The 13,642-nt window shown below is 46.4% G+C and carries 13 protein-coding genes; 1 reads left to right on the plus strand and 12 read right to left on the minus strand.

Annotation, left to right across the window (positions count from 1 at the left end):
- From DWY63_RS17310 to DWY63_RS17360, 10 genes are all read right to left on the minus strand, one after another.
- On the minus strand, positions 1-594 hold a 594-nt coding region (locus DWY63_RS17310; protein ID WP_330415533.1), incomplete at its 3' end, for a sodium:calcium antiporter.
- A 446-nt stretch (positions 595-1,040) separates the two neighbouring features.
- Complete coding sequence (locus tag DWY63_RS17315) at positions 1,041-3,005, minus strand: ABC-F family ATP-binding cassette domain-containing protein (RefSeq protein WP_117802701.1); 1,965 nt, start codon at positions 3,003-3,005, stop codon at positions 1,041-1,043.
- Positions 3,006-3,424: 419 nt separating this feature from the next.
- Complete coding sequence (locus tag DWY63_RS17320; RefSeq protein WP_117510553.1) at positions 3,425-3,913, minus strand: hypothetical protein; 489 nt, start codon at positions 3,911-3,913, stop codon at positions 3,425-3,427.
- A gap of 277 nt (positions 3,914-4,190) precedes the next feature.
- Complete coding sequence (locus tag DWY63_RS17325) at positions 4,191-4,715, minus strand: GNAT family N-acetyltransferase (protein ID WP_055225836.1); 525 nt, start codon at positions 4,713-4,715, stop codon at positions 4,191-4,193.
- Positions 4,716-4,740: 25 nt separating this feature from the next.
- Positions 4,741-5,181 (minus strand): GNAT family N-acetyltransferase, encoded by a 441-nt coding sequence (locus DWY63_RS17330; protein WP_117510551.1) that lies wholly within the window; start codon positions 5,179-5,181, stop codon positions 4,741-4,743.
- Positions 5,182-5,208: 27 nt separating this feature from the next.
- Positions 5,209-5,703, minus strand: coding sequence for an AAA family ATPase (locus DWY63_RS17335; protein ID WP_117802702.1), 495 nt, complete (start codon positions 5,701-5,703; stop codon positions 5,209-5,211).
- Positions 5,700-6,278 (minus strand): histidine phosphatase family protein, encoded by a 579-nt coding sequence (locus DWY63_RS17340; RefSeq protein WP_117802703.1) that lies wholly within the window; start codon positions 6,276-6,278, stop codon positions 5,700-5,702. Before DWY63_RS17340 ends, DWY63_RS17335 begins: the two co-directional genes overlap by 4 nt.
- Before the next feature lie 330 nt (positions 6,279-6,608).
- Entirely contained in the window at positions 6,609-7,214 is a 606-nt protein-coding gene (locus DWY63_RS17350) for a thymidine kinase (RefSeq protein WP_117802704.1), read from the minus strand.
- A 24-nt stretch (positions 7,215-7,238) separates the two neighbouring features.
- The gene (locus DWY63_RS17355) at positions 7,239-7,613 is read right to left on the minus strand and encodes a GNAT family N-acetyltransferase (RefSeq protein WP_243001914.1); all 375 of its coding nucleotides are present in this window, start codon (positions 7,611-7,613) and stop codon (positions 7,239-7,241) included.
- A gap of 165 nt (positions 7,614-7,778) precedes the next feature.
- Entirely contained in the window at positions 7,779-8,729 is a 951-nt protein-coding gene (locus tag DWY63_RS17360; protein WP_117761367.1) for a 3'-5' exonuclease, read from the minus strand.
- A gap of 283 nt (positions 8,730-9,012) precedes the next feature.
- Between DWY63_RS17360 and DWY63_RS17365 the strand changes: the two genes are divergently transcribed.
- The gene (locus DWY63_RS17365) at positions 9,013-11,070 is read left to right on the plus strand and encodes an ATP-binding protein (RefSeq protein ID WP_117802706.1); all 2,058 of its coding nucleotides are present in this window, start codon (positions 9,013-9,015) and stop codon (positions 11,068-11,070) included.
- Between the two features lie 211 nt (positions 11,071-11,281).
- Here the strand turns inward: DWY63_RS17365 and DWY63_RS17370 are convergent, their stop codons facing one another.
- Both DWY63_RS17370 and DWY63_RS17375 read right to left on the minus strand, forming a co-directional pair.
- Positions 11,282-12,457 (minus strand): glycoside hydrolase family 130 protein, encoded by a 1,176-nt coding sequence (locus tag DWY63_RS17370; RefSeq protein ID WP_022461807.1) that lies wholly within the window; start codon positions 12,455-12,457, stop codon positions 11,282-11,284.
- Entirely contained in the window at positions 12,447-13,625 is a 1,179-nt protein-coding gene (locus tag DWY63_RS17375; protein WP_055221154.1) for an AGE family epimerase/isomerase, read from the minus strand. Before DWY63_RS17375 ends, DWY63_RS17370 begins: the two co-directional genes overlap by 11 nt.
- Between the last annotated feature and the right edge of the window lie 17 nt (positions 13,626-13,642).

The following is a 13,642-nucleotide window of genomic DNA, read 5'->3' on the forward strand; positions in this document are numbered from 1 at the left end:
TCCGCCGACGATGAACACGATACTCTTCGGAACGGAAAGCAGCTTGATATCCTCGTCGGAACCGCCTTCAATTTCGACTTTTTTTCCTTCGCGGTTTGCCTTTAAGGCAATCTGAACCATGTAGACAATGTAACCTGCAAAGAATCCAATTAAGATCACACCGTCCAGGTGACCGAGCATCATACCGGATTTATCGCCGAGTCCGCTGATTCCTAAAACCATTAAAAGTCCGGCGCAAATCAGGGACAGCGGGATGTCTCTTTTGATGGTTTCCTTTGCGACTTCTACGGTAGTCAGTACGGCACAGACACCGATGACAACCATCAGGTTAAAGATATTGGAACCGATGACATTACTGACGGCAAGCTCGTTGTTACCGGTAAGTGAAGCTGATACACTGACCGCGGTCTCCGGAAGTGATGTTCCCATGGCAACAATGGTCAGTCCGATGATGATCGACGGAACATGCAGTCTCTTTGCCGCGCTTGAGCTTCCTTCTACGAAAAAGTCCGCACCTTTGATCAGCAGGACAAAACCGATGACGAGACAGACAAGCACAAGAGCAAACGGGGCGTTGTTGATGAAATTTTCCATGTTTTCCTCCTTTGTTTTCCACAATAGTATCGTTAGCAGAAGCGGATTTTACTCGTTACCCGCGAAAAAAAAGACTCATGTATATCAATAAACAGCCAGCCTTTTTTCATGCTGTTCACTGATATACATGAGTCTCATTATTTAAGATTTGCCAGATTATACTCTTTTTTTATAATCAGAATGTTGACAAATCACACATTCGTGCTAACTACTCCCTCATGGAATATTACATTACTTGATAAATACTATCAAATGTCTTCAGGGTTGTCAATAAAATTTGACTTTTTTATCCGAAAGATTTCAGCCCCGCTTACGAATGCATACCAGTCATGGGTGCAGAATACTTTACAAAATATAACAAACCGAATATCCTAAAACGAGAAAAACTTCATTTTCATGATAGTCCATTTTTAGACTGATCTATCTTTTCTATGGTACTCACCTCTCTATTCGTCCTGTGTTTCCATCTCTTCGAGTTCCAGTTCCGTTTCCATCATGCGCTCCAACAGGGATTCCTGTGCCTGATTTTCTTCGTCTATTTTCGTCTGAAGCTCCATCAGCTGTTCGTAATTTGCGGAAAGTTCCGGGTCCATCATTTCCAGTTGAAGTTCTGACATTCTGCTCTCACTCTCCGCAAGCTGCTCCTCGTATTTTTCGAGCTGCCGTTTTAAGCGGGACAGAATTTTTCCCGGGTTATAATATTTCTTTTTGTCAAACACATCATCCAGTGTCGGAACGTCGGCTGATTTCCGTACAGTTCCTCCCGCATTTCCCGTTTCTCTGCCCGGCGTCTGCCGTTTGATTTCTTCGAGATACTGTGCATAATTCATTCCGTAAAATTGTACGTCGCTCTCGCCGAACTCCAGAATACCGGTTGCCACCTGGTTGATGAAATAACGGTCGTGCGATACGAACAGAACGGTTCCCTCGTAGCTGGTCAGCATTTTTTCCAGCGCTTCTTTTCCCGCCAGATCCATGTGATTGGTCGGCTCGTCCAGAATCAGGAAATTCGGTTTTGTATAGAAAATCCGGCAGAGCTCCAGCCTCACTTTTTCACCGCCGGAGAGCTGCCCCATTTTCTTTTCGACATCCTCACCGGAAAACAGAAAGGCTCCCAGTGCACTTCGGACATCGTTGCGGAGCAGGTTCGGATAAAGACTCCAGAAATAGTCGAGCACCGTCTGCTCCGGGTCGAATTTCTGGTTGACGGCTTTGTGCTGGTCAAAGTATGCAAAGTCCACGCGGTTTCCAAACTGATAGCTTCCGCCTAATGCCTTGATTTCGCCCACAACGGTTTTCAGAAGCGTCGACTTTCCTTTTCCATTTTCTCCGATGATTGCAATTCGTTCTGCTTTTTTGATGACTGCGGAAATTTCACTCAGAACGGTGTCGTATCCGATTTTCAGTTTTTTCATCGTGAGCACATCCGTATAGCTCTCCCGCGCCGGGCAGAACAAGGCATGGAAGGTTTTCGTATCAAACCGCCGCGGTTTTTCGATTTTCACCATATGCTCGATCGCCATTCGCTTGGAACGGGTCGCCGCAACTTTCGTCGGAGTGTTTTTCCATTTTTCGATCCATGCCGTCAGACGCTCAATTTCTTTCTGCTGCGCTTCATAGTCTTTTTCCTGTTTGATCTGCGCTTCTTCTTTTAACTTCACAAACGCCGAATAATTTCCCGGATACCGTTTGATGTCGCCGTATTCGATTTCATACGTCACATCAATCACGCGGTCCAGAAACATGCGGTCATGTGATACAATGACAACGGCATTTTCGTAGCTTTTCAGATAATTTTCCAGCCACTCCACTGCAGCGATGTCGAGGTGGTTGGTCGGCTCGTCCAGAAGCAGGATGTCCGGACGCTGTAAAAGAAGCTGAATCAGCGCAATTTTTGTCTGCTGTCCGCCCGAAAATTCACCGATCGGTTTTTCCAGATCTTCGAGCGCAAAACCAAATTTCTGGAACATCGTTTCCATATCTTTTTTCCAGCTGTACCCGTGCAGGCTCTCGATTCTCCGCTCCAGGTAATCATACTCCGCCAGCAGCTTTTTGTGATCTTCCGTCTCGGCGAGCAGCTTTTCGATTTCCTTTTTTCGTGCCTCGCACGCAAAGACTTCTGAGAAAGCCTTCTCCAGCTCCTCTTTTACCGGCACATCTCCATCGGTAAAATTAATCTGGCGCAGAAAACCGATGTTCTGTTTTCCGCTCATTGTAATCCCGCAGGTCTCGTCGCTGTCCAGATTACTCATCTCAATATCCCCGGCAATCAGCCGCAGCAGCGTCGTTTTTCCACAGCCGTTTCTACCGACAATTGCAATTTTTTCTGTATCGTGAATTTCGAAATTCACACTGTTTAAAATCGTATCCGCGCCAAACTGTACTTTTGCATTTCTGATCTGATATCTCATGTTTTATACCTTTTCTGTTGTGTGAACCTCACAGTCGGTATTTTCACGGAGTCTGACATGTCGAAAATAGTTCGACTGTGACTTACCTCATGTCAGTGGAGGATACCGATTTCTCTCCGCCCGCCACTGCTGTTATGTTTCTTTTAACAATTCATCCCACCGCTTTAGAAGCGGGGGACTTCTTGTCTACTGATGTTAAAATTCTGCTTCCATTATACCGTCTCCGCCCTTCGTTCTCAATGCCAAAAATTTTTCGAATCAAATTTGGTACGCCTGCGGCATAAAAATATCTCTGTTTTACTGATTTGCTCCAGTAAAACAGAGATATTTAACTTCCTATATATTCCGAAAGTCCCTTACGCAAAAATACTACTCATGAGTAGTATATAATATTCTTCTCTTTTTTTCAATGCTGTCTCTTAACAGATTTTCCCAACCAGCACTACAATCCCAGCTGTCACAAGTGCAATGATCAGATACAGAATCGTCGCCAGGCCTCGTTTTGTCAGCACGGTTTTCCATGGTTTTATGTACGGAATCCCTTCCATTCCTTTGATCTCCCATATTTTACTGTGTCCAACCCACACCCGGTCAAGCATAATTCCGTCGAACCAGTTCATCACCACAAGGAAGAGGTAGGATTGGAGATATGCCGTCTTGAAATCGGTGACTTTATTCCAGACAAAAATGATCGCGATCAGCACCACGAACAAAATGATGCAAAATGGAATCATAACCTGCTTTCCTTTTTTCATGACCGCATCTTTGTCGATCAGTCCACGTTTATCGGCTTCTTCTATATATTCCTTTGGGTAAAAATAAACACAGTTCATTCCATCATTTCTTACCAGACACTTTACCATCAGAATAAACAGAAGACAGTATAATATGTTTTGCAACAACAGCATCTCACATTCCTCCTCAGACTACCGTTTATGTTTCTTATAGCTTCATGTTAGTTCAGGCTAATCACATTGTCAAGAGGACTTGCTGTTTTTACATTAACACTGCCGCAATGGATAAATTATAATCGTTTATAAAGCAAAAAAAGAAACGAGCAAGTCCTGTCAGGCATAAACCTTACCCAGTGAAAACCCATTTCTTTTTTAGACAATGTCAAAGATACCATACTTCTTTCTCCCATCGAACTTTCTTTACACTCGTCCCTCATTTATTTTACAATTTCTATTTCAGATTGCAAAACTCATCCGCCGTCAGCTCATAGTCGACAGAAGATTCCATTTCCCCCAGCTGATTTTTCCAGGAATTGTAATGGACTGCGGTTTTGCGGAAGCCGAGTTTTTCGTAGACATGCTGTGCTCTTGTGTTTTTGAGGTTGGTATCAAGAAAAATAACGTTGGCTCCCATGCGGAACAATTCTTCTATGAGCATGCTCAGTACAACTCTTCCAATGCCTTTTTCCTGGTAATCGGATTCGCAGATTTTGATTCCGATTTCATATCGATGATTTTCGAATACATAGAAACTCATTTCGCCGATTCGCACATCGTTGTATTCTATGATGAGTCTTCGTCTTGTTTCATCGCTGTCGTCGGCAATCTGTTTTTCAATTTCCGCTGCGCTTGTCCCAAGCCCGTTTGGAAATCCGGCGTGGGCCATGACGGTTCCATCGTTCCACCAGACGGCTAATTGTTCACAATCTTTCTTTTCGGCATTTCTAATGCACAGCTGATTGTATTTTATGTTCATTTCTTCTCTCTTTCTCTGCAATCACTTACAGCTTAGACTCATACCATTCCTCCGCCGTTTTCTCAAATCCGACCGACTGGAACATGCGCTGGCTTTGTCCATTAAAAGAATAAATATTGGCTTTTACCCGCTCCATTCCCTTTTCTCTTGCAAGCTTCAGCATCTCCAGAACGCACCGTCTTCCAATATGCTGATTCTGGTATTCTTTACAGACAACGACAGCGATTTCACTATTCTCTCTCAGCGAAACATCTCCCACCAGCACGCCCTTATATTCTATATAATAGCAGTCACCGTGCGCGGTAAGATAATCATACATCCGATGCAACAGCTCCACATCATACGGCTTCTCCCGGTTGTCCACCTGCCTACACACGTCCAGATCCTGATACCACGGAAGAGAGGCCTCGTCATTCCTGTAATATGGGATCAGCCGGAGTTCATTGTCTATGATTCGTTCGGTCATTTTGGTTTGGCTCCTTGTTTTTTGATCTTAAAGTGCTGCAATTTCCTCTGTAATTTCACAGACACTCTTATTACTCGTATCAATTTTTACCGTATCAAGTACCTGATACATCTGAATTCGTGCAATGCTTTTGTCCATAATCTCTTCCGTACGAATCTTATTTGCGATGTCGGATAATAACCGCTTCCGCAAATTTGCTTCATCCACGATCAGCGAAATTTTAATCACTCTGCATTCTTCCGTGTCCAGATTACTGACGATTTCATCAACAATACTCTGCTCATGCATCACCCAGCAGAAAATAACGTTTTCATAAGCGCTGCAATGCAGAAAGTTATTCAGCAGATAACAGATGTTGTCCATCACCATCTCTTTCGTCTCATCCGTCACCTGAAACGGATCGGCGTCCCAGCACCAGTCGCCGTCAAGAAAAACGCTGTTCGCCAGATCTTTTTTCAGCTGCTGACTTACCGTCGTCTTGCCAACGCCCATCGTTCCGCCGATCAAATATAATGTTTTCATTTTTCTCTCCCCATAACACGAATATCCGAAAAAATATCGTTTTCAAAAAGGATTTCAAATCCATCTGCCGGCTGAAATCTGCCATTCAGGATTTCTTTTCCATGGAAGGATATTTTTCTTGCTTTGTTCGCCGCATCTTTCACCTCGATCTCACAATACGAAAGCAAATATGCGCAGATTGCCGTTGCATGAGAAACCACGAGTGCTGTTTCTCCTTCTTCCATCTGTCCGACGATAGAATCGATCGCGGTTTTCATCCGCACCTTCACTTGATTTAACGATTCCCCGCCCGGATTGCGAAAATCGTGATCTTCATACTGTTTCAGCCAGAAATCCTCCCTGGCATCCCCGATCGTTCTTTCATGCAGCTCCTTCACAATGACCGGGTGATCTGCGATGAATTCAGCCGTTTCCATTGCTCTCCGATAAGGTGAAGAAAAGCATCTGTCCACATTTGAAAATATATTTCTTTTTGATACAGCAAGCGCTTTTCCCTCTTCCGATAGAGGAATCTGCTCATTCGGCATATCCCCTTTTTCCGGGATGGAATGCCTCATTAAAAATATTTTTTTCATTTCACTCTCCCCTGCTGTTATTCCTAAAGTTTTTATATAAAAAACATCTCCATCGGCTTTTTTCCATATCCTTTTTCTGATGTTCCCCAGCGATAAAAAGCATGGTGCAAAACGGAGTAGTATCCCAGAAAAGATTATATTGCAGCAATCAAATGTTTCCAGCGGACCTGCTCTTGTGGATATTCTTGATAAACTGATACGAATGGATGTTGTTGCAAAAGAAGCTCCTATTAACGATGAAAATGATGTGTCGCACGGACGGAAGCTTCCCACAGTTCCACCAGCGTTTCCATCCGCGGCATTCTCTCCTGTACTTCATATATTGTTATCTTACTCATCTTCCTTCCACAGCTTTCCTTCTTTATAATGTTTCCTGCAAAGCGCCACATAACTCTCGTTCGATCCAAGGAAAATCTGCGCGCCTTCCCGAACGATTTTTCCGTCTGCGTATCTCGTATTGCACTGCGCCCGTCTTCCGCACCAGCAGACCGTTGGGACTTCCTCGATGATGTCAGCGATTTCCATCAATCTTCTCGAACCCGGAAACAGATGTGTCTGGAAGTCCGCACGCAGACCGTAGCAGAGAACCGGAATCCCATAAAAATCCACGATGTCCGAAAGCGTATCAACTTCCTCCGGAGAAAGAAACTGCGCCTCGTCGATAAGAACCGCATCCACTTTCTTTCCGTGATACCGGTATTCCCCGCTGTCTGTACTCCAGGTCTCTGAAATTTCTTTTAAAAATTCATCCACATATTCCGCCGGTGCCTCCAGCCCGATGCGGGACTTGATTTCATGTTCTCCGTCGCGGTTGTCCGTCCGCGGCTTCAGCAGGACAGCATACTGTCCACGCTCCTCATAATTATAGCGAACCATCAAAATATTAGCAGATTTCGAACTGCCCATCGCGCCGTAGCGGAAATATAATTTTGCCATTGTTTTTCGTCCTTTTGTCTTTTCTTATTCTTTCAGTTCTTTCCGTAAAAACGGCTCCTCATCAAGCTCTGCGTTTTCAAAGCTGTGATAAAATTTATCTGCATTTGGATTTGTCGCCCGAATCAGATAATATTGGTTAATCCCATGTTTCCTGCAGTCTTTTTCCATCTCCTGAAACAGCCCCTGCACAACGCCTTTATGTCTGGCTTCCGGCAGCACATAAACCCAGTCCACATATGCCATCCGGTAACCGTCCTGCATACATCCGTAAAAATGATACTCAATTCGCCCAAGAACCTGATCATTCTCCATAGCAAGAATGGATGTTGTATTCTGATAGAAGGGATCTTTTACTCTTCTTCGCAGCCCTTCCCGATCCACCGCTTCCACATGCATCATCTCCGGCTCTGCCCCCATTTCTTTTCTATAACAGAAAACTACCGACAAACCTGCTTTTATCGATAGTTTCTTCAATTTTTATTATAACCGATCCCGCTCTGTTTTCCAATTAAAAAGGCAGAAGAAATGAAACCTTTTATCCCGTTTCCATTTCCTCTGCCTTTCTTACATTTCTTTCCTCTTCTGATTCCTCTTCTTCCGCAGGTTCTCTTTCTTCTGCCGGATTTCCCCCGCCTCCTGTTCGCTGCTGATTCGGATGGTTTTCACGACGAAGAGTTTTCCTTCATCCGAATGTTTCATGCGGGCTTTGCCTTTCAAATATCCGTGCTCCGGGCACCAGGCTACGCAGTAGTAGTTTTTCCCGCCGGCCGAAAACCAGCGTAAGCGTTTTCTTGCCGTTTTCCCGCAGATGCAGCAGTGCGTGCTGCAGACCTCGCGGTCGTGCATGGCTTCTTCTTTTGTGTCGAATTCGCGGGAGATGAATTTCGTGTAGCCATTATAGACGGCGTGGATCTCCTCTTTTTTCGATTTCGGGTTCTGATATACGTCGATCGAGTCGTACGCCAGCACAACATCCATATCGATGCGCGCAAAAATGTCGGCCGTATATTTTGCATCCGAAAGCGCCTGATGAAAATGCTCGTCCTTCGGGAGATGGAGGAAGTCGGCGGCGTACTCGAGCGCCCGGCGGCTCTTCATCGTTTCGTACTGGATCGCGAACAGTTTCTGTACATCGTAAAAATGAATCGGCCCGCGGATCAGCGACAGGAGGTTATAAAATTTCATGTTCCGCTGGAGCTCCGTCAGGTCTCCCGGTCCCCAGGTGCCGAACATGCACGCACCGCCGGAGAATGCAAAAAATTCCTGCACGGCCTGCGCAAATGGGATTCCGTTCTGCAGATCCTCTTCTGTCAGTCCGACGACCTCGCGCGTCCGGTGATGGAGATGCTGGTAGACCACCGGTTTTACAATCCGGTGAAACGTTCCCAGCACATTCCGCTCACCATCCATCTTCACCGCGCCGATCTCAATAATCTCAAATGGCAGCTTCGGGTTCTCTTTTCCTTTTCCATAGGGACACTGGTTCCATTCCAGGTCAAAAATCACATAGTCCATTGTATTGTCAATCCTTCATTCTGTGTCGTCTGTCCCTATTATAAATGATTTTGATATAATGAGCAACTATCTGGCAATTCCATTCTCCGCCCATTCTGGCAATTTTCTTCTTATGCATTACATTTCCCATTCATTTCATCCCGTTCTCTTTCAAACTTAACGCTTCTTTTATTGAAATCCCAGGGTAAATCCGATATAATATTTTTAACTCCGGCCTTCGTTTTTACTCAAAAAAATCACCTGAAAAAGCCGGAAATATTACGAATTTAGATGAGCATCCGATATGAAAACAAAATTAACGCAAAAACAGATTCGATTTCAGGCGCTTCTGCTGTTTTTTATTACATTTTTTCTTGTCGAGCTCTGCGCCGTTTTTCTGTATCAGAATCAGTTAAAGGAAGCAAAGCTGAAAGCTGACTATACCGCACAGACGACCATCGGCCGCGTGAAATCGCAGTTAAACCATTATCTTGCCGAATCCAATCTGATGAAACACATGATTGAAGCCGGTTATACCGTCAATGACGAAGAGTTTTCCGTCCTCTCCTCGCTGATGCAGGACGACCAGAATGTCATCAAAGCACATGAGCTTGCAAAGGACGGCATTGTCACACTGATTTATCCGATGAGCGGAAACGAAGCCGCACTCGGACTTAACATGCTCGAGCATCCTGCCCGGAAACAGGAGGCACGCCTTGCCAAAGAGAGCGGCGAATACACGATTGCAGGACCGTTTGAGCTGCAGCAGGGCGACATCGGAGCACTGCTCTTTGACCCGATTTATACCACCGATGCCAACGGTGACCAGACCTTCTGGGGCTTTTCGATTCTCGTTCTCGACTGGGAATCGTTTCTGAACGAAATTGAACTGGATACACTGGAAGAAGCCGGCTACACCTACGAACTCTGGAAAATTTCTCCGGCCACCGGCGAACACGTTTCCATCGCACACTCCGGCAATTCCCGGCGTTCCGATGCCATCGAAGTTCTCTGCACCGTGCCGAACGACACCTGGCATTTTGAAATTGTACCGAAAAACGGCTGGCTCAGTCCGCTGCAGGTTTTTGTTTCCTTTGCACTCGGACTCATCCTTTCCCTGCTTGCCTCTATTGGTTTTCTGCAGTTCCAGATGCGCCGCTATAAAGACGAGATTCACGCAGCAGAACTGGAAAAAGCCGTACAGGAAGCGCAGTCTGCCAACGAAGCAAAAACACGTTTTCTGTTCAACATGAGCCACGACATCCGAACTCCGATGAATGCCATCATCGGTTTCTCGGATCTGCTGGAAAAGCACATCGACGAGAAGGACCGCGCGGTCGACTACATTGCAAAAATCAAGTCCTCCAGCAGTTTTCTGCTCTCCCTGATCAACTACGTGCTTGAGATGGCGCGCATTGAGAGCGGTAAGGCCTCGCTGAAAATCGAGCTCGGCAGCTACAGCGAGCTGATCAATTCCCTGAATGCAGTGTTTGAGCCTTCGTTAAAAAGCAAAAAGCTTTCCTATCTCTGTTACAACACGGTGGAACACGATGCCATCCTCTGCGACCGGACAAAAATACGGGAGATTCTGCTGAATATCATCAGCAACTCCATCAAGTATACGCCGGAGGGCGGAAAAATTTCCGTAAAAATCGAAGAGACACCGGCACCAAGGAAGGGCTTTGCCTCCTACCGCATCACCGTGAAGGACAACGGTATCGGCATGAGCAAAGAGTATCTGCCGCATATTTTTGAAGAATTTACAAGAGAACATTCCTCCACCGAAAGCCACATCACCGGAACCGGCCTCGGCCTTCCGATCGTAAAATCCCTCGTGAATCTGATGGGCGGAACGATCGATGTGGAAAGCGAACTCGGTGCCGGAACAATAACTACGATCTGCCTCACGTTTGAACTTCCGACCGAAGAACAGCTTGCGGCTCACCAGCATAAAGACGAGATTCTCGAGCAGTCCCTGCAGACGCTTTCCGAAAAACGCGTGCTGCTTGCCGAGGATAATGACCTGAATGCAGAAATTGTACTCACCGTTCTGGAAGAAAACGGCATTCACGCCGAGCACGTAAAAGACGGCGCCCTCTGCTTAAAAGCAGTCCAGAACGCACCAGAAGATTATTACAATGTTATTCTGATGGATATTCAGATGCCGAACATGAACGGCTATCAGGCCGCAGAAGCGATCCGTGCACTCCCGGGAAAACGCGGGGAAATCCCGATTGTCGCCATGACGGCAAACGCGTTTGAAGAGGACCGCCGAAAAGCACTGGAATCCGGCATGAACGCCCATATCGCGAAACCCGTTGACGTTTCGGTTCTTCTCGAAACACTTTCCAGGTTTTCATAACCTTTACAGATCTGGAGTGCATATGAATACAGATAAAATGATGAAAGTAGCGGAGCATTCTTCCGCAGAAAAAACAAACTTCTGGCGCAGGATCTCCCGGACTTGTTAAATTCTGATCGCGCGGTATACCAAAAACAAATAATATACATGAAAAAAGGAGCGTTCCCGTAAAGAGAACAGCTCCTTTTTTCATGCGCCGCAGCGGACGCTTTTATTTCTCGTTTTTCAGCAGCTCCAGGTTTTTGGAGATCAGCTCGCATCTCTGTTTTACGCAGTCCGGGGATCTGTGCGGATCCTGCGGTGTGTTGAACAGATAGTCCTCGAGTTTGTCGATTGTGGTGGTTGCTACATGCATTCTTGTATCGCAGGATGCATAGTAGATGTAAACCTCTCCGTTCTCACGCGCAATCGCGCCGTTTGTAAATACAACGTTGGAAACGTCTCCGACTCTCTCTTTTCCAAGCGGAACCAGGAATACACCGGACGGCTCTGCAATGACTTTGGACGGATCGTTCAGATCGGTACCGAAGACATACAGAACGTAGCGAAGGCCTGCTGCTGTATTTCTTACACCGTGTGCAATGTTGATCCAGCATTTCTTACCGCGGATCGGCACTGCTCCGGCACCGTTTTTGGACTCGGTCAGGGTATGATAAATACGTTTGCTGATGATCTTCTCCTCGTCGATGACAGCGTGTGTGATATCATCGCAGAGTCCGAAGCCGATTCCTCCGCCGCTTCCGGTCTCAATGAAACCATCCATCGGACGGGTGTAGAAGGCATATTTTCCGTCTACGAACTCCGGATGCAGAACAACGTTTCTCTGCTGCGGAGAACGTAAGGTTTTCAGGTTGTCCAGACGCTCCCAGGTCTTCAGGTCTTTCGTTCTTACGATACCAGCCTCAGCAACAGCCGCGGACAGATCCGGATCGTTTTTGTCCTTGCTCTCAGAGCAGAACACTCCGTAAATCCAGCCGTCCTCGTGCTGGGTCAGACGCATGTCATAAACGTTGGTTTCCTCTGCGCAGGTATCCGGCAGCACAACCGGGTAATCCCAGAAATGGAAGCCGTCGATACCAGTATCACTCTCTGCAACAGCAAAGAAAGATTTTCTGTCATTGCCCTCCACGCGGACAACGAGATAATACTTTCCATTCAAATAAATCGCGCCGGAGTTCATCACAGCGTTGATGCCGAGACGCTCCATAAAGTACGGATTCGTCTCCTCATCCAGATCATATCTCCAGTGAACCGGAGCGAACTCTCTTGTCAGCACCGGATACTCATAGCGGTCATAAATACCGTTGTAAAAATCTGCTTTTGTGTTCTTTCTTGCCACAAGGCGGTCTACCTTGGCTTTTTCCACATAATACTGTTTATTCAGCATCTTTTAACCTCCCAATTACTTCCATACACATCCGTCCATTGTGATACGGGCATTTCCACGGTTCTACAATCGGCTCATGGATCGGGCTTCCGTCTGCATTCACGCACCAGAACCACTCAGACCCCTCTCGTTTATCGATCACATATTCCTTGATGTAGCCCCAGATGTCTTTTGCCGCATCGAGATACTTTGTTTCCTCCGGTTTTTTCTGCCATGCATTTAAAAATCCAACGACAGCTTCTGCCTGTACCCACCAGACTCTTGTGGTATCATCCACACCGCGCTCGCACTCATTCATCAGCGAATGATTTTTGTATGCCGTATTGTAGATATTTTCCGCAATCTCTCCGGTGATCGGCAGCAGTTTTTCCCGGTAAGCCGGATCGCCGAGCACTTCTGTACCCCGGTCGATCAGCCAGGAAGTCTCGATATCATGGCCATAAGAATACAGATCAATCAGCGTATTCCATGTCCGGTCGAAAAATACTTCCTGACGGCCTTTTTCCTTGTTGTATACTTTATCCGCGAAGAGATCCATCATAAAGCGGAGACGGTCACCGGTAAACGGATCCTTTGTCACGCGGTACAGCTCGGTATATGCTTCGAAAACATGCAGCAGCGTATTCATGGTCTTCTCTGCCATGACGCCGTTCTCCGAGAGCTTTTCATTGCTCTCCGGCTTGAAATCGCGGGTAAATGCCTCGAGATAACCGTACTCGTCGGTGCAGTGTGTCTCGATGATCTGCTGCAGCGATTTTGCCAGCTCCAGCGCCTCGGTGTCGCCCGTCGCATCAAAATACGTAGACAGCGCATAAATTGCAAATGCCTGATTGTACGTATGCTTTGTCGTATCGAGCGGCTTTCCGTCGTAGGTGACAGACCAGAACACGCCACCGTACTCGCGGTCCACACACGCCTGTTTCATAAAGCGGTACGCATGCTCCGCATCGGCGCGCAGCTTCTCGTCCTTTAAGGTCAGGTACGCATTCGAGAAAAACCAGAGAATTCTGCTGTTTAAGATGCAGCCCTTCTCATACGTTTTCTGCACGTTCAGATCAAAGTCCTGATAGCCGTAAAATCCGCCGTATTCCTCATCTCTTAAGCCCTCCCAGAACGGAACGATCCGTCCAGTAAGCTCCTGCTTTACTTCCTTTGCCAAAGACTGCATCTTTTCTTTCCTTCTTT

Source organism: Blautia sp. AF26-2 (assembly GCF_003460955.1).
GTDB lineage: Bacteria > Bacillota > Clostridia > Lachnospirales > Lachnospiraceae > Fusicatenibacter > Fusicatenibacter saccharivorans.

What these genes read in the sequence shown, in the direction of transcription:
- DWY63_RS17315 (WP_117802701.1), bottom strand. Translation starts at nt 3,005, where the DNA reads ATGAGATATCAGATCAGAAATGCAAAAGTACAGTTTGGCGCGGATACG.
- DWY63_RS17320 (WP_117510553.1), bottom strand. Translation starts at nt 3,913, where the DNA reads ATGCTGTTGTTGCAAAACATATTATACTGTCTTCTGTTTATTCTGATG.
- DWY63_RS17325 (WP_055225836.1), bottom strand. Translation starts at nt 4,715, where the DNA reads ATGAACATAAAATACAATCAGCTGTGCATTAGAAATGCCGAAAAGAAA.
- DWY63_RS17330 (WP_117510551.1), bottom strand. Translation starts at nt 5,181, where the DNA reads ATGACCGAACGAATCATAGACAATGAACTCCGGCTGATCCCATATTAC.
- DWY63_RS17335 (WP_117802702.1), bottom strand. Translation starts at nt 5,703, where the DNA reads ATGAAAACATTATATTTGATCGGCGGAACGATGGGCGTTGGCAAGACG.
- DWY63_RS17340 (WP_117802703.1), bottom strand. Translation starts at nt 6,278, where the DNA reads ATGAAAAAAATATTTTTAATGAGGCATTCCATCCCGGAAAAAGGGGAT.
- DWY63_RS17350 (WP_117802704.1), bottom strand. Translation starts at nt 7,214, where the DNA reads ATGGCAAAATTATATTTCCGCTACGGCGCGATGGGCAGTTCGAAATCT.
- DWY63_RS17355 (WP_243001914.1), bottom strand. Translation starts at nt 7,613, where the DNA reads ATGATGCATGTGGAAGCGGTGGATCGGGAAGGGCTGCGAAGAAGAGTA.
- DWY63_RS17360 (WP_117761367.1), bottom strand. Translation starts at nt 8,729, where the DNA reads ATGGACTATGTGATTTTTGACCTGGAATGGAACCAGTGTCCCTATGGA.
- DWY63_RS17365 (WP_117802706.1), top strand. Translation starts at nt 9,013, where the DNA reads ATGAAAACAAAATTAACGCAAAAACAGATTCGATTTCAGGCGCTTCTG.
- DWY63_RS17370 (WP_022461807.1), bottom strand. Translation starts at nt 12,457, where the DNA reads ATGCTGAATAAACAGTATTATGTGGAAAAAGCCAAGGTAGACCGCCTT.
- DWY63_RS17375 (WP_055221154.1), bottom strand. Translation starts at nt 13,625, where the DNA reads ATGCAGTCTTTGGCAAAGGAAGTAAAGCAGGAGCTTACTGGACGGATC.